This window comes from Dyella marensis, assembly GCF_900112865.1.
Lineage (GTDB): Bacteria > Pseudomonadota > Gammaproteobacteria > Xanthomonadales > Rhodanobacteraceae > Dyella_D > Dyella_D marensis_A.
Map to the genome: position 1 here is coordinate 96582 of NZ_FONH01000005.1, position 14756 is coordinate 111337.

At 68.5% G+C, this 14756-nt stretch carries 15 protein-coding genes; 7 read left to right on the forward strand and 8 right to left on the reverse strand.

The window, feature by feature from the left end:
• The first annotated feature begins 107 nt into the window (after positions 1-107).
• On the forward strand, positions 108-1148 hold the full coding sequence (locus BM172_RS09975) for a LysR family transcriptional regulator (protein ID WP_026635393.1): 1041 nt from the start codon (positions 108-110) through the stop codon (positions 1146-1148).
• Positions 1149-1240: 92 nt separating this feature from the next.
• Here BM172_RS09975 and BM172_RS09980 read toward each other — a convergent pair whose 3' ends face one another.
• From BM172_RS09980 to BM172_RS10015, 8 genes are all read right to left on the reverse strand, one after another.
• Positions 1241-1876: a LysE family translocator gene (locus tag BM172_RS09980; protein ID WP_026635394.1), complete on the reverse strand. Its 636-nt coding sequence runs from the start codon at positions 1874-1876 to the stop codon at positions 1241-1243.
• 199 nt (positions 1877-2075) lie between these two features.
• Entirely contained in the window at positions 2076-2669 is a 594-nt protein-coding gene (locus tag BM172_RS09985; RefSeq protein WP_026635395.1) for a 1-acyl-sn-glycerol-3-phosphate acyltransferase, read from the reverse strand.
• A complete protein-coding gene (arfB, locus tag BM172_RS09990) occupies positions 2666-3088 on the reverse strand; it encodes an alternative ribosome rescue aminoacyl-tRNA hydrolase ArfB (protein ID WP_026635396.1) in 423 nt (140 codons plus the stop codon). The genes BM172_RS09985 and arfB overlap by 4 nt, the downstream gene beginning before the upstream one ends.
• 43 nt (positions 3089-3131) lie before the next feature.
• A complete protein-coding gene (locus BM172_RS09995; RefSeq protein ID WP_026635397.1) occupies positions 3132-3842 on the reverse strand; it encodes a pseudouridine synthase in 711 nt (236 codons plus the stop codon).
• A 22-nt stretch (positions 3843-3864) separates the two neighbouring features.
• The gene (gene ubiB / locus BM172_RS10000) at positions 3865-5511 is read right to left on the reverse strand and encodes a ubiquinone biosynthesis regulatory protein kinase UbiB (protein WP_026635398.1); all 1647 of its coding nucleotides are present in this window, start codon (positions 5509-5511) and stop codon (positions 3865-3867) included.
• A complete protein-coding gene (locus tag BM172_RS10005; protein ID WP_026635399.1) occupies positions 5508-6158 on the reverse strand; it encodes a ubiquinone biosynthesis accessory factor UbiJ in 651 nt (216 codons plus the stop codon). Before BM172_RS10005 ends, ubiB begins: the two co-directional genes overlap by 4 nt.
• A 49-nt stretch (positions 6159-6207) precedes the next feature.
• Positions 6208-6672 carry a tRNA (cytidine(34)-2'-O)-methyltransferase gene (locus BM172_RS10010; RefSeq protein ID WP_026635400.1) on the reverse strand — a complete coding sequence of 155 codons (465 nt, stop codon included), beginning with the start codon at positions 6670-6672 and terminating at the stop codon, positions 6208-6210.
• A gap of 52 nt (positions 6673-6724) precedes the next feature.
• The gene (locus tag BM172_RS10015) at positions 6725-6928 is read right to left on the reverse strand and encodes a hypothetical protein (RefSeq protein ID WP_026635401.1); all 204 of its coding nucleotides are present in this window, start codon (positions 6926-6928) and stop codon (positions 6725-6727) included.
• Between the two features lie 355 nt (positions 6929-7283).
• Here BM172_RS10015 and BM172_RS10020 point away from each other — a divergent pair, with 355 nt between their 5' ends.
• From BM172_RS10020 to BM172_RS10045, 6 genes are all read left to right on the forward strand, one after another.
• A complete protein-coding gene (locus tag BM172_RS10020; protein WP_428844760.1) occupies positions 7284-10115 on the forward strand; it encodes a M16 family metallopeptidase in 2832 nt (943 codons plus the stop codon).
• Positions 10116-10225: 110 nt separating this feature from the next.
• Positions 10226-10633: a DUF4156 domain-containing protein gene (locus BM172_RS10025; RefSeq protein ID WP_026635403.1), complete on the forward strand. Its 408-nt coding sequence runs from the start codon at positions 10226-10228 to the stop codon at positions 10631-10633.
• Between the two features lie 164 nt (positions 10634-10797).
• Positions 10798-11292 carry a MarR family transcriptional regulator gene (locus tag BM172_RS10030; RefSeq protein ID WP_026635404.1) on the forward strand — a complete coding sequence of 165 codons (495 nt, stop codon included), beginning with the start codon at positions 10798-10800 and terminating at the stop codon, positions 11290-11292.
• Between the two features lie 4 nt (positions 11293-11296).
• Complete coding sequence (locus BM172_RS10035; protein ID WP_051548710.1) at positions 11297-13435, forward strand: FUSC family protein; 2139 nt, start codon at positions 11297-11299, stop codon at positions 13433-13435.
• On the forward strand, positions 13425-13640 hold the full coding sequence (locus BM172_RS10040; RefSeq protein WP_197022868.1) for a DUF1656 domain-containing protein: 216 nt from the start codon (positions 13425-13427) through the stop codon (positions 13638-13640). Before BM172_RS10035 ends, BM172_RS10040 begins: the two co-directional genes overlap by 11 nt.
• Positions 13641-13649: 9 nt before the next feature.
• Positions 13650-14663 (forward strand): HlyD family secretion protein, encoded by a 1014-nt coding sequence (locus tag BM172_RS10045; protein ID WP_026635406.1) that lies wholly within the window; start codon positions 13650-13652, stop codon positions 14661-14663.
• Positions 14664-14756: the final 93 nt, after the last annotated feature.

Genomic DNA, 14756 nt, shown 5'->3' on the forward strand with positions numbered 1-14756 from the left:
ACGATGGGGTGACACTAGGTCGCGGAGATTGGCTTTGACAAAGCGAATGTTTCAATTTTAGATATTGGCAAAGCTAATGATCTTTCTAACTCATTGAGCAGAAAGCCTTGACCAAGGCATCCGACAAGCTGAACAAGCCCCGCAAAGGCCGAAAATCGGTCCCGCGACGCCGCGCCGGTGATGTCGCCCCCGCCGAGGGACAGGCGCGCTTCTACTACAAGGGCAACCGCCAGAAGCAGCTGCGCGCCTTTGTCTACACGGTGAAGCTCGGCACCCTGACCCGCGCCGCCGAGGCGCTGTTCCTGTCGCAGCCGAGCGTGAGCCTGCAGCTGCAGGCGCTGGAGCGGGAGCTCGGTACCCGCCTGCTGGAACGCAGCCGGCGCCGCATCAATCTCACCGACGCCGGCGAGGCGCTATACGAGCTGGCGCGCCCGCTGGTGGAAGGCTGGGAATCGCTGGACCGCGACTTCCAGGCCAAGGTGAAGGGCTTGCAGAGCGGCCGCCTGACCATCGCCGCCGGCACCTCGACCATCCAGTACCTGCTGCCGGACCTGGTGCGCCGCTACCGCGAGCACTACCCGGCGGTGCAGCTGCAGCTGGCGAACGTCACCGGCAAGGACGGCCTGGCCCTGCTGCGCGCGGACGAGGCGGATTTCGCGGTGGGCTCGATGCTGGACGTGCCCAATGACATCGCCTGGGCGCCGGTCTATCACTACGACCCGATGCTGATCACGCCGCGGGATCACCCGCTGGCGGCGAAGGACGCGATCCGGCTGGAAGATCTCTCGCCCTACGGCCTGATCCTGCCGCCGCAGCGCCTGTCCACCTACCGGCTGGTGGACCTGGTGTTCCAGCAGCGGCAGGTGCCATACCAGGTGGCGATCGAAGTCGGCGGCTGGGACGTGATCAAGGAATACGTCGCGATGGGCCTGGGGATTTCCATCGTCACCGGCATCTGCATCACCGAGGCCGACCGCGTGCGGCTGGCCGTGCGCAACCTGCGGCAGTACTTCCCGCAGCGCGCCTACGGCGTGGTGATGCGCAAGGGGAAATTCCTCAGCGCGGAAGCGCGGGCTTTCATCGATCTGATCCGGCCCGGCCTGCTGACCCATCGCGACTACGACGAGCCGGGCCACTCCGAACGGTAGGTTGGGGTGAGCCACCGGCGAACCCCAACAGGCGCATGCGCATGCAGATCCGTTGGGGTTCGCCTGCGGCCCACCCCAACCTACGCCGAGCGTTACTGCTGGCGCTGCATCGCCAGGCGGATGCCGAAGCCCAGCAGCACCGTGCCGCAGGCGCGGTCCATCCACTGCCCCAGGTGCGGGCGCGCATCGAGCAGCCGGTGCACCTGGCCGCCCAGCATCGCCAGCACCATCGACCACAGCATGCCGACGCCGATGAAGCTCACGCCGAGCACCGCCAGTCCCCACTGCGGATGCGGCGCCTGCATCGATACGAACTGCGGCAGGAAGGCCAGGAAGAACAACGCCACCTTCGGATTCAGCACATTGGTCAGCATGCCCTGGCGGAACGCCGCGCTCAGGCCGCGGCCGCGGGTCACCGTCGGCTGGCGCGCGCTCTGCCTGGCCAGCAGCATGCGCAGGCCGACCCATACCAGATAGGCCGCGCCCAGATACTTCAGCGCCGCGAACGCCAGCGCCGAGGTCATCAGGATCGCCGAGATGCCCAGCACCGCCGCCAGCGTATGCACGATGCAGCCGGCATTGATGCCCAGCACCGCGGCCATGCCTACCGTGCGTCCTTCGCGGCCGCTGCGGGCCAGGATGTAGAAGGTGTCCAGGCCGGGCGTCAACGCCAGCGCGATGCAAGCCAGCACGAAGGCGCCGAAATGCTGGATGCCGAGTGATTCCATGGATGCCTCCGAGTGCCGATGCGTAGAGCCCCTCTCCCATCGGGAGAGGGGTTGGGGTGAGGGGACGGGCGGAGCGCAAGAGTGATGCGTATCGCTCCGCCCGCACCCTCATCCGGCTGCCGCCACCTTCCTCGCTCCTCAGAGCCGCGCACATCCATGTGCGCTCCCCGCGTGCTCCCGGAGGGAGAAGGGTTTCAGCTCATGCGTTGCGATGCTTGCCGCGATACGGCGCAAAAAGCACGCGGATCTTCGCCATGTCTGCGTCGTGGTCGCCGGTTGCGCGCACCACCGGCCCCAACGTGAAAGTCTTCGTCGGATAGTCGATAAACAACGTCTGGATTGGCACATTCGCCTCGTGCGCGATGCGCAGGAAGCCGGACTTCCATTCCTTGACCGGCTTGCGCGTGCCCTCTGGCGTGATACCCAGCCACATCCGCTCGCGCTGCCGGAAGCGCTCGACCATCTGCCCCACCACGTTGAGCGCGGCCTTGCGGTTGATCGCGATCATGCCGATCGGGCGCAGGATGATGCCGAGCGGGCCGTCCAGCACCTCGCGCTTGATCATGATGTTGACCTCGATGCCGATGCCGATCTTCATCAGCAGGCCCCACAGGCCGTCCCAGTACGAGGAATGCGGCGCGCCGATCAGGATCAGCTTGGGCACGTCCGGCAGCTCGCCCAGCAGGCGCCAGCCGCACAGCCGCAGCACGCCGCGCGAGAACCACGGCCAGAAGCGGCTCTGCAGCTTCGGCGCCGAGGGCGGGGTCGGCGGGACCACCGGTGGACGGCTCATTCGGAACTCCAGTTGCGCGAACGCGTCTGCTTGATCTTCCCGCGTTGCTGCTTGCCGGCCAGGCGGCGCTCCTTGGAGGCGCGCGACGGCTTGGTGGCGACGCGCGGCTTGGGCGGCACCAGTACGGCGCGGATGATCTCGACCAGGCGTTCGCGCGCGTCCTCGCGGTTGCGCGCCTGGTCGCGGAAGCGGCGCGCCTGGATCACCAGCACGCCGTCCTCGGTGAGGCGGCGGTCGCGGCGCGCCAGCAGGCGCTCGCGCACCGGGTCGGGCAGCGAGGGCGAGCGCGCGACATCGAAGCGCAGTTCCACCGCGCTTTCGGTGCGATTGACGTGCTGGCCACCGGGGCCGTCGGCGCGCAGGAAGCGCTCGGTCAGCTCGGTCTCGGGCAGCGCTAGGGATCGGCTGACGGTAAGCATGGCGCGCAGTGTAGCGGGGGCGGGGCGGCCCGCCCATCCGCCTTCAGGGGATCTCGGGCAGGGCCCAGCCGAAGCGTTCCAGCACACCCGCAAAAGCGGCATCCAGCGGTGCTTCCAATCGCATCGGCGCGCCGCTGACGGGATGCGCGAAGCTCACCCGCCACGCATGCAGCAGCATGCGGTGGCAGCCGAAGTACTGCTTGTACAGCCGATTGTGATCGCTGCGGCCGTGCTGGCAATCGCCGATCACCGGATGGTGGACATGCGCCATGTGCTTGCGGATCTGGCGGAAGCGGCCGGTTTCCGGTTCCGCCAGCACCATGCCGTAGCGCTGCTGCGGATAGCGGCCCAGCGCGATCGGCACTTCCACCGTGGCCAGCCGGCGATAGCGCGTGCGCGCATCGCGGCGCGGGCCGGTGTCGCGCGCACCGGGCAGCGGGTAGTCGATCAGCGCCTCGTCCGGCTCCGGCCAGCCGCGCACCACGGCGAGGTATTGCTTGTGCACGTCGCGACCCATGAACTGCTCGCCCAGCGCGGCGGCGATCTCGGCGGAGCGCGCCACCAGCAGCACGCCGCTGGTCGCACGGTCCAGCCGGTGCGCCAGGTTCACGGTGCCGCCGACCTGCTCGCGCAGCAGGTCGATCAGGAACTCGTCGGCGGGGCCGACCAGCTTGGAGCGATGCACGGCGAGGCCGGCGGGCTTGTTCACCGCGATCAGCGCGTCGTCCTGGTAGATGAGGTCGAGAACGGTCATGCGTGTTGCGGCGCGGCTGGCGTCAGCGCCTGGGCCATCCGGCGATAAACGAAAACAGCCCGGCGATGGCCACGCCGAGCGGCAGCCACGCGCCATGCTGCGGCGCCTGCGTCCACAGCACGGTGGCGCTCACCAGCAGGGCACTGCCGAACAGGCCCGCGCCGATCGTGCGCTGCTGCCGGTGCGCAGTTTCCTGGCGCTGCGCCAGTTCCAGCGGATCGGCCAGCCGGCGCTGCTCGCCGCGCGCCACCTGGCGCAGCGCGTCGCGGATCAGCTCCGGAAACTGCGGCGCCGCATGGAACCACTCCGGCACCCGCTTGCGCATCTCGCGCAGCGTGCGGCGCGGGCTGTAGCGCTCGCGCAGGATGCGCTTGAGCACCGGATGCGCGACGGCCCAGATATCGATGTCCGGATCGAGCATGCGTCCGACGCCTTCGATGTTCAGCAGGGTCTTCTGCAGCAGGATCAGCTGCGGCTGCAGGGTCAGCTCGAAGCGGCGCGCGGTCTGGAACAGCTTGACCACCAGCTCGGCCAGCGAAATCTGCGACAACGGGCGGGTGAAATAGGGCTCGCACACCGTGCGCACCGCCGCTTCCAGCTCGTCCATGCGCACGGTGTTCGGCATCCAGCCGGCATCGACGTGCAGCTGCGCGATGCGCGCGTAGTCGCGCTCGAACAGCGCGATGAAATTCTGCGCCAGCCAGTACTGGTCGGCCTCCGGCAGCGAACCCATGATGCCGAAGTCCAGCGCGATGAAGCGCGGCTCGGTCGAGCGCGTCACGTCGACCCAGATGTTTCCCGGATGCGCGTCGGCATGGAAGAAATTGTCGCGGAACACCTGCTCGTAGAACACGCGCACGCCCTTGGCAGCGAGCGTCTTGCGGTCCACGCCGGCGGCGTCGATCGCCGCGATGTCGTCGCAGCTGACGCCATTGACGCGCTCAAGGGTCAGCACGCGCTCGGCGGTCAGTTCCCAGTGCACTTCCGGGACGTACAGGTCCACGCCGCTTTCGAAATTACGCCGCAGCAGGCTCGCGCTGGCGCCTTCGCGCTGCAGATCCAGCTCGTTTTCCAGCATCTTTTCGACTTCCGCCACCACGTCGAGCGGGCGGATCTTGTCGGCGTTCGGATGCCAGCGCTGCGCCAGCTCGCCCAGCGAATGCAGCAGGGCGACGTCGCGCGCGATGCGCGCATCGATGCCCGGGCGCAGCACCTTGACCACTACTTCGCGGCCATCGGGCAGCAGCGCGGCATGCACCTGCGCGATCGAAGCCGAGGCCAGCGGCGTTTCGTCGAAGCGCGCGAACAGCTGCGTCACCGGGGCCTTCAGTTCGCGCTCGACGATCGCGCGTGCCTCGGCGCCGGGGAAGGGCGGTACCTGGTCCTGCAGCAGGGCCAGTTCGTCGGCGATATCGCCTGGCACCAGGTCGCGCCGCGTCGACAGCACCTGGCCGGCCTTGACGAAGATCGGCCCCAGTTCGGTCAGGGCCAGCCGCAGGCGCGCGCCGCGCGGCAGGTTGGCCACGTCGGCGCGCGGCTTGGCCAGGAATGGGCGCAGCAGTTTCAGCGGACGGAACAGATGGGCGGCGTCGACCAGTTCGTCGAGGCGATAGGCCAGCAGCACCGAGGCGACGCGCAGCACGCGCGGCACGAATTTCAGCGGCGTCACGCGGCGTTTCCTTTGAGCTTCTGTTCCAGCCGCGCCAGGCGCGATGCCAGGCGTTCGCTGCGCTCGCGCAAGGCATCCACGCCGTCGAGGAAACCTTCCACTTCGCCCGGCGCGGCGGCCACGCGCACTTCGTCGCGCAGCCAGTCGGCGCTGTCCTCAGCCAGGTGGCTGCCGCTTTCGCGCGCATGCGCCAGCGCCTCGCGCACCGCCTTGGCCAGCGGCACGCCGAGCACGTCGCCGAAGGTGCGGGTGAAGGCTTCTTCGAAATCGGGAGCGAACTTCGATGCCAGTTTTTCCAGGCGGCGCGCGAGCTCCGCATCGCCGGCGATATCGACCTTGCCCGGCGCCACGCCTTCGTCATCGCGCCGCAGCGCCATCGCCAGCAGGCTGCCCGGGGTGGCGCGCACGCGCAGGTGGCTGTCCTCGCGGCCGGGGCCGACCTTGAGGCGGCCTTCGTGCACGGTGATCGCCAGGGTCAGCGCCGGCCCTTCCAGGTGCAGCTGCACGCTGCGTCCGTCGAGCGCGGACAGGCGCTGCACGGTGTCGGGATCGAGCGAGAGCACATGGTTCAGCGCGGTCTCGAGCGCGCGGCCGGCGATCACGCGCAGCGGGCGCGGCAGCAAGGGGCGGGGAGCGGGTGCGGTCATGGGCCGGCATTGTAGCGGCAGGGCGCGCGGACTCGCCCTGCGGCAGGCATCAGGCCGCGCCGTCGAAACCCAGCTGGCGCCACGCCTCGTATACGGCGACCGCGACGGTGTTGGAGAGATTGAGGCTGCGGCTGTGCGGACGCATCGGCAGGCGCAGGCGGCAGTCTTCGGGAATGGCGTCCAGCACGGCGCCGGGCAGGCCGGCAGTCTCGCAACCGAACAGCAGCGCGTCGCCGGGCGCGAAGCGCGCATCCACATGCGCGACGCGACCGCGGGTGGAGAACGCGAACACGCGCGGATGGGCCAGGGCGGCAAGGCAGCGGTCCAGGTCGTCGTGGACGGCCAGGTCGGCGTACTCGTGGTAGTCCAGGCCGGCGCGGCGCAGGCGCGCATCGTCGAGCTCGAAACCCAGCGGCCGGATCAGGTGCAGCGAGGCGCCCGTATTGGCGCAGAGACGAATGACATTGCCGGTGTTCGGCGGGATCTCGGGATTGAACAGGATGACATGCAGCATCCGGCGATTATCGATGTTGGGGCGCCCGCCGGAACAGCGCCCCGTCCGGCGCTCAACCGCCGAGACGGGGGCACACCACGCCATCGGCCGGCAGCAGGCACTGCGCGTGCGCGGCCGGGGCGAGCTGGCCGGCGCTGCCGCTGGCGGCCAGGCGGATGGCATCGGGCGAGGCATTGACCATCGCGGCGAGGACCAGCCCGCAGACCAGCAGGCAGGCGGCGAACAGACTGCGCAACATCAGGGCTTCGAATTTCATGGGGTGTCTCCGACAGGGGCCGTGTCCGGGGATGGGGGTCCTACGCCCCTGGAGTGGCAAGCGCCGTGCCAAGCCGAGCCGAATCACAAGGCCTTGATTTGCCGGCACTTAGGATGGGTGTCCCGGTCTTTCCGGCTGTCCGCGGACACTGGCCGCCCGCTAACGGACAGCCCGCCGGACACTCTCTGGCCGCCCGCGCTGCCCTGTCGACCGTCATTTGGGGTCAATCGGCCTAAGGTCATTTGCGGTTCCCCGTACGCATGACTAGCCTCGGAGGTTCTGTGAAACAGGAGGTTCATCCATGCGCCAACCCCTTGCCCTGCTCATCGCCGGGCTTCTGTCCGCCGGAGTCGCCATGACAGCGCCCTCGCCATCCCTGGCCGCCCCGGCCACGCAGACCATCCCCGAGATCGCCTATACCCGCTTCACCCTGCCCAACGGACTGACCGTGGTGGTGCACGAGGACCACAAGGCGCCGGTGGTGGCGGTGAGCATCTGGTACCACGTCGGTTCGGGCGACGAGCCCAAGGGCAAGACCGGCTTCGCGCATCTGTTCGAACACCTGATGTTCTCGGGTTCCGAGAACCACAAGGGCACCTACTTCGCGCCGTTCGAACTGGCCGGCGCGACCGACATGAACGGCACCACCTGGTTCGACCGCACCAACTACTTCGAGACGGTGCCGACCACCGCGCTGGACATGGCGCTGTGGATGGAATCGGACCGCATGGGCCACCTGCTCGGCGCGATCGGCCAGAAGGAGCTCGACACCCAGCGCGGCGTGGTGCAGAACGAAAAGCGCCAGGGCGAGAACCGCCCCTACGGCCGCGTGGACCAGAACATCCTGTCCAACACCTACCCGGCCAACCATCCGTACCAGCACGACACCATCGGCTCCATGGCCGACCTGGACGCCGCCTCGCTGGCCGATGTGAAGCAGTGGTTCCACGACTACTACGGCGCCGCCAACACGGTGGTGGTGCTGGCCGGCGATATCACGCCGGCGCAGGCCAGGGAGAAGCTGACCAAGTACTTCGGCGACATCCCCGCCGGCCCGCCGGTGCCGCGCCAGCAGCCGTGGATCACCCCGCTGGCCAAGTCCAGCCGCGGCGTGCAGCACGACCACGTGTCGCAGCCGCGCATCTACCGCACCTGGGTGGTGCCGCAGCTGGGCACGGACGACATGGTCTCGCTGGACCTGGCCTCCACCGCGCTCGGCGGCGGCAAGACCTCGCGCCTGTACCAGCGCCTGGTCTACCAGGACAAGCTGGTCGACGACATTTCCGCCAGCGTCTCGCCGTTCGCCCTGGCCAGCCAGTTCCAGATCCAGGCCGACGTGCGCGAAGGCGTCGATCCGGCCAAGGTCGAGGCGGCCATCGCGGATGAGCTGAAGAAGTTCCTCGCCGACGGTCCGACCCAGGACGAGCTGGATCGCGCCAAGGTCGGCAACCGCGCGTCCTTCGTGCGCGGCCTGGAGAAGGTCGGCGGCTTCGGCGGCAAGGCCGTGATCCTGGCCGAGGGCCAGGTCTATCGCGGCGATCCGGGTGCCTACAAGAAAGACCTGGAGCGCATCGACACCGCCACCATCGCCAGCGTGAAGTCCGCCGCCGACAAGTGGCTGAACAAGGGCGATTACCTGCTGACGGTGCTGCCGGCCGGCGACGGTTTCGATCCGGACAAGGAAGACGCCAAGGTGGTGGCGCTGCCGGATGCGCAGGGCCGCCCGGAGGCCAAGTTGCCCGCCGCGCAGCAATACAGCGTGGGCAAGAACGAAACGAACCGCGCCGCAGGCGTGCCGCAGGTCAAGCAGTTCCCCGACCTGAGCTTCCCCAAGCTGGAGCGTGGCAAGCTGAAGAACGGCATCGAAGTGGTGCTGGCCCAGCGCCACACCGTGCCGGTGACGCAGATCCACCTGCAGTTCGACGCCGGCTATGCGGCGGACCAGGGCCACAAGCTCGGCACCGCCAGCTTCGCCACCACACTGATGAACGAGAGCACCAAGTCGCTGGACTCGGTCGAAGTGTCCAAGCGCAAGCAGCGCCTGGGCGCGATCACCAGCATCGGCTGCGGGCTGGACACCTGCACGGCCTCGCTCAACGCGCTCAACGACCAGCTCAAGCCTTCGCTGGAACTGTTCGCCGACATCGTGCGCAATCCGGCCTTCAAGGCGGACGACATCGAGCGCGTGCGCGGCCAGTGGCTGGCCGGCATCGCGCAGGAGAAGACCCAGCCGACGGGCCTGGCCCTGCGCACCTTGCCGCCGCTGCTGTACGGCCAGGGGCATGCCTATGGCATCCCGTTCACCGGCACCGGCACCGAGGCGGCGATCAAGTCGCTGACCGCCGATGACCTGACCGGCTTCCAGCACGCCTGGCTGCGGCCGGACAACGTGAAGATCCTGGTCGCCGGCGACACCACGCTGGAGCAGATCATCCCGCAGCTCGACGCCGTGTTCGACGACTGGAAGGCGCCGGCCACCCCGCTGCCGAAGAAGAACATCGCCAAGGTGGCCGTGCAGGCCAAGCCGCGCGTGTTCCTGATCGACCGGCCGGATGCGCCGCAGTCGCTGATCCTCGCCGGCCTGCTGGCGCCCTCCAGCAAGGCGCCGAACGATATCGACATCGACGTGGCCAACGGCGCTTTCGGCGGCAGCTTCACCTCGCGCCTGAACATGAACCTGCGCGAGGACAAGCGCTGGGCCTACGGCGCCTTCAGCTTCCTGCGCGATGCGCTGGGGCAGCGGCCGTTCCTGATGTATGCGCCGGTGCAGACCGACAAGACCGCCGAGTCGGCGCGCGAAGTGGAGAAGGAAGCCGTGGCCGTGATCGGCGCCAAGCCGCTCACCGCGCAGGAAGTGGACAAGATCAAGTCGTCCAACGTGCGCGGCCTGCCGGGCAGCTTCGAGACCACCGCCTCGGTGCTCGGCGCGGTCAGCGAGATCGTGCAGTACGGCCGTCCGGACGATTACGTGCAGACGCTCAAGCAGCACACCGAGGCGGTGAACCAGGCCAGCGCGCAGAAGGCGATCGCCGAGATCGTCAAGCCGCAGGCGCTGACCTGGGTGATCGTCGGCGATCTCAGCAAGATCGAGCAGCCGGTGCGCGCGCTGAACCTCGGCGAGGTGCAGGTGATCGACGCCGACGGCAAGCCGGTGGCGGCCAAGGCGAAGGCCAAGGCGGCGAAGTAAGCCGTTCAGCCCCGCGTGGGCTGGCGGCATCGCAGCACGCTACGATGTGGGCCGGGCAGGCGACTGTCCGGCCCTTTTTCTGGTTCTTTTTGACAGCCCTGGAGTCACCCATGCGCAAGACCCTGCTGCTCGTTCCCGTGGCCCTGCTGCTCGGTGCCTGCACCTGGGGCATCACCCTGGACGATGGCGCCAAGAATGTCCGCACGGTATGGAGCGGCGACGTCTCCTCCTGCCACGAGTTGGGCAAGGTCACCGTGTCGGTGATGAACCGCGTGGGGCCGATCAACCGCAACGACATCAAGGTGCGCGACGAGCTGGAAGTGATGGCGCGCAACGAGGCGGCCAAGATGCACGCCGACACGGTCAAGCCGCTGGCCGAGCCGTCCGAAGGTTCGCAGCCCTGGGGCGCCTACCAGTGCGGCGCCAACCGCCCGGCCGCGGGGCGTCCGGGGACGCCGACGCCGGCGCCGGGGCAGTCCGCGCCGGGCAATACGGAGACCTACCCGATCAAGGGCTGAGCCCTTCCCGGACATTGCGGAAAGACCACCGAAGCGCCCCTCCCGGGGCGCTTTCTTTTTGCGCGCTGGATAAAGCCGCTTGCGCCGTTTATCGCACAAGCATAATATTCACAAATAAGTTGTACATAAATGTATTAAATGACCCGGTTGCACCGAGGATCCGCATGAGCAGCTTCGCCCCCACCGAGCAGCGCCTGGCCATTACCTGCCGCCGCTATCCCGACTTCCCGCGCGACCCGGCCATCCTGGTGCGCCTGGTCAAGCACATCTACAAGCGCGTGCACGACGACACCAACGCCTTGCTCAAGCCCTACGGCCTCAACCATCCGGAATACAACCTCCTGATGATGCTGTACGGCACCGAGGGCTATACCCTCAATCCCTCGCAGCTGGCGGATGCGGCGGGGGAGAAGTCCGCCAATATCACGCGGCTGACCAACGAGTTGTGCGACAAGGGCCTGATCGAGCGCACCAGCAGCGATGAAGACCGCCGCAAGGTCACGCTCACGCTGACGGCGAAGGGGCTGGCGATGATCGAAAGCTTCCTGCCCGACATCTGCAGCCTGCTGGACCGGCAGGCCGTCGGCCTGCAGCCGCGCGAATCGGCGCAGCTGGAGCGGCTGCTGAAGAAATTCCTCGACCACCTGGACCGGGCCTGAGGCCATGTCCCCGGCTGACGCCAGCACCGCGACCGCCGCCCCGCGCTGGTCCTGGCTGCCCGCATTCCTGGCCGAGGAACGGGTGTCGTGGGTGTTCGTCGCCAAGACGGTGCTGGCGATGTATGTCACCTGCTGGCTTGCCATGCTGTTCCAGCTGGAGCAGCCGGCTACGGCGATGATCACCGTGGCCATCGTGATGCATCCGCAGAGCGGCATGGTGCTGGCCAAGAGCTTCTACCGCGCGCTGGGCACCTTCGCCGGCAGCCTGTTCGGCCTGGTGCTGATGAGCCTGTTCCCGCAGCAGCGCGAACTGTTCCTGCTGAGCCTGTCGCTGTGGGTGGCGCTGTGCGCCGGCGGCGCCACCCTGTACCGCAACTTCGCCGCCTACGGCTTCGTACTGGCCGGCTATACCGCGGCGATCGTGACCCTGCCGGCGGTGAGCAATCCGCTCAATGTGTTCGATTCGGCGGTGATGCGCGTGAGCGAGGTGATGCTCGGCATCATCGTGTCCGGCGTGGTCAGCGACGTGATCCTGCCGGAGCGTCTGCGCCCGCTGCTTCGCCGCAGCGCGCGCGAACACTTCGCCCATTTCATCGACTTCGCGCGCGGCAGCACCGGCGGCACCATTCCGCGGCGCGAGATGGAGAAGGCGCACCTACGCTTCGTGCGCGCCGCGGTGCAGCTGGAAGACCTGCGCGCCTCGGTGATCTTCGAAGACCCGGAGGCACGCGCCCGCAGCAGTCGCATGCGCCTGCTCAACCAGCGCTACATGGCCGCCTCCACCAGCTTCCAGTCTGCGCACCACCTGATCAATCGCCTGCTGCGCGCGGGGCGCAGCAATGTCGCCGCGGCCTTGATCGAACTGTATGCGCCGATCGGCGAAGCGCTCTCGCCCGATCCGGCGCTGCAACAGGATCCGGCCGTGCTCGCCCCGCGCCTGCAGGCCTGCGAAGAGGTGCTGCCGCCCATGGCCGCGCGCCTGCGCGCCGAGCTGCCGGCCGACGCCTGGCTGGAATTCGATACCGGCGCCGGCCTGCTGCGCCGCTTCTGCAGCGAGATGCGCGACTTCACCGCGCTGGAAGCCTCGCTGCGCGAGGGCAAGCTCAAGGGTGCGGTGGAGATCGTGCATTTCCGCCGCGGCAACGACGTGCTGGGCGCCGCGGTGAGCGTGCTGCGCACTTTCCTCACCATGTCGGTGCTCAGCGCGTTCTGGCTGGGCAGCGGCTGGACCTACGGCTCCAGCGCGATGCTGCTGGCGACCATCTTCAGCGGCCTGTTCGCCGCCTCGGCCTATCCGATGATGGCGGTGACCAACACGCTGGGCGGCTACGTCGCCGGCATGGTGGGCGGCTATCTGGTCACCTTCTACGGGCTGCCCGGCGGCGACGGCTTCGCCATGCTGATCATCGCCACGCTGCCGTTGCTGCTGCTCGGGCCCTACCTGACCACGCGCAACCACACCCTGCCGGGCGTCGGCGCCGGCTACACGCTGGGCTATGTCTACATCCTGGCGCTGAAGAACCCGATGGTCTACGACCCTACGCGCTTCCTCAACGATGCGATCGCGCAAGTGGTCGGCATGGCCATGACGGCGGTGTTCTTCATCTTCGTGCCGGCGGTGACCGGCTCGCTGTGGCAGCGCCGCCGCCAGCTGGTGCAGCTGCGGCACCAGGTGGTACTGGCGGCGAACGCGCCGCTGCCGGGCCTGCTGTACAGCTTCGAAAGCGTCAATCGCGACATCGTGCAGCAGGTGGTGACATATACCCGCCCGGACACGGACGAGTCGCGCAGCCTGCTGGCCTGGGCGCTGTCGGTGCACGAATGCGGCCGTGCGGTGATCGAGCTGCGCCAGGACATCGCGCGCAGCGGCATGCCGCTGTCGGTGGTGGCGCCGGTGCAGGATGCGGTGCATGCGCTGGGCGCGCTCTACGCGCAACCCGGCGCCGGGCGCTGGCGCGATGCCGATCAGCGCGTGGCCCACGCCATCGCCATCACCCATGCCCACCTGGCGCAGTCGCCGTCGACCTGCCAGGCCGCGCTGACCCATCTCTACCTGTTGCGCAGCGCGCTGCGCGACGACGAATCGGCCATGGCCCCCTATATCCAGGCGAGCCGGGCCGCGGAGTCTCCCCATGCTGCATGACCTGATCCCGCACGAAGTCGCCCTGGCCGACGCGCTGGTGCCCGGCCTGCTGATCGTGTTCATCGGCTGCCTGCTGGCGCTGTGGGCGGTCGACACCCTGGTCGGCCGCTTCGGCCTCTATCGCTTCGTGTGGCATCCGCCGCTGTTCCGGCTGGCCCTCTTCGTGTGCATGTTCGGCGCGGCCGGACTGCTGCTGTTTCCCTGAGCCATCACCATGAAAATCCCCTCGCTGCTTCGTTTCGCCCTTACCGCCGTCGTCGTCGTCGTGGCCGCGCTGCTCGGCCACGCGCTGTGGCGCCATTACATGTACTCGCCGTGGACCCGCGACGGCCGCGTGCGCGCCGAGGTGGTGCGCATCGCACCGGACGTCTCCGGCCTGGTCACCCGCGTGGCGGTGATCGACAACCAGCAGGTGAAGAAGGGCGACCTGCTGTTCGCCATCGACAAGCCGCGCTTCGAATACGCCGTGGCCCAGGCCCAGGCCAACCTCGCCGCGGCCGAGGCCAGCGCGCGCGCCGCCGGCGCCAATATCAACGCCGCCCTGGCCAGTGCCGCCGCGCGCAAGGCCGATTACGAGATGGCGTCCTCGCAGGCGCAGCGCCGGCAGCGCCTGGGCGACGTGGTCTCGCAGGAAGTGCGCGCCGACGCGCAGTCCTCCGCCAACGCCGCGCGCGCCACCTGGCAGCAGGCGCAGGCCAGCGGCAGCCAGGCCAGCGCCTCGCGCCAGCAGGCCGAGGCCGCGGTGGAGCAGGCGCAGGTGGCGCTGGACCGCGCCAGGCTGGATCTGGAGCGCACCGAGGTGCGCGCGCCGGTCGACGGCTACGTCACCAATCTCGATATCCGCGTCGGCGACTACGCCGCCACCGGTTCGCCGCGCCTGGCGCTGATCGACAGCCACAGCTACTACATCTACGGCTACTTCGAGGAAACCAAGCTGCCGCACCTGCGCGTCGGCGATCCGGTGAACATCCGCCTGATGGCCGGCGGCGCGCACTTGAAGGGCCAGATCATCGGCATCGCGCGCGGCATCACCGACCGCGACAACCCCACCGGCAGCGACCTGCTGGCCGACGTCAATCCCACCTTCAACTGGGTGCGTCTGGCCCAGCGCGTGCCGGTGCGCATCGCCATCGACACCGGGCACCTGCCGCCAGAGGTGCTGATCGCCGCGGGCATGACCGCGACGATCGAGGTGCAACCGCGCGCCGACGGGCGCGAGACGGATTGAGCGCCGCGACGCCGGCGTAGCCCGCGTAGGTTGGGGTGAGCGCCAGCGAACCCCAACATGGCGCTACGCCTGAAACGTCTGTTGGGGTTCGCT

What these genes read in the sequence shown, in the direction of transcription:
- BM172_RS10035 (WP_051548710.1), top strand. Translation starts at nt 11,297, where the DNA reads ATGTCCCCGGCTGACGCCAGCACCGCGACCGCCGCCCCGCGCTGGTCC.
- BM172_RS10015 (WP_026635401.1), bottom strand. Translation starts at nt 6,928, where the DNA reads ATGAAATTCGAAGCCCTGATGTTGCGCAGTCTGTTCGCCGCCTGCCTG.
- BM172_RS09985 (WP_026635395.1), bottom strand. Translation starts at nt 2,669, where the DNA reads ATGAGCCGTCCACCGGTGGTCCCGCCGACCCCGCCCTCGGCGCCGAAG.
- BM172_RS10040 (WP_197022868.1), top strand. Translation starts at nt 13,425, where the DNA reads ATGCTGCATGACCTGATCCCGCACGAAGTCGCCCTGGCCGACGCGCTG.
- BM172_RS10030 (WP_026635404.1), top strand. Translation starts at nt 10,798, where the DNA reads ATGAGCAGCTTCGCCCCCACCGAGCAGCGCCTGGCCATTACCTGCCGC.
- BM172_RS10005 (WP_026635399.1), bottom strand. Translation starts at nt 6,158, where the DNA reads ATGACCGCACCCGCTCCCCGCCCCTTGCTGCCGCGCCCGCTGCGCGTG.
- BM172_RS10020 (WP_428844760.1), top strand. Translation starts at nt 7,284, where the DNA reads ATGACAGCGCCCTCGCCATCCCTGGCCGCCCCGGCCACGCAGACCATC.
- BM172_RS10045 (WP_026635406.1), top strand. Translation starts at nt 13,650, where the DNA reads ATGAAAATCCCCTCGCTGCTTCGTTTCGCCCTTACCGCCGTCGTCGTC.
- BM172_RS10025 (WP_026635403.1), top strand. Translation starts at nt 10,226, where the DNA reads ATGCGCAAGACCCTGCTGCTCGTTCCCGTGGCCCTGCTGCTCGGTGCC.
- arfB (WP_026635396.1), bottom strand. Translation starts at nt 3,088, where the DNA reads ATGCTTACCGTCAGCCGATCCCTAGCGCTGCCCGAGACCGAGCTGACC.
- BM172_RS09995 (WP_026635397.1), bottom strand. Translation starts at nt 3,842, where the DNA reads ATGACCGTTCTCGACCTCATCTACCAGGACGACGCGCTGATCGCGGTG.
- BM172_RS09980 (WP_026635394.1), bottom strand. Translation starts at nt 1,876, where the DNA reads ATGGAATCACTCGGCATCCAGCATTTCGGCGCCTTCGTGCTGGCTTGC.
- BM172_RS10010 (WP_026635400.1), bottom strand. Translation starts at nt 6,672, where the DNA reads ATGCTGCATGTCATCCTGTTCAATCCCGAGATCCCGCCGAACACCGGC.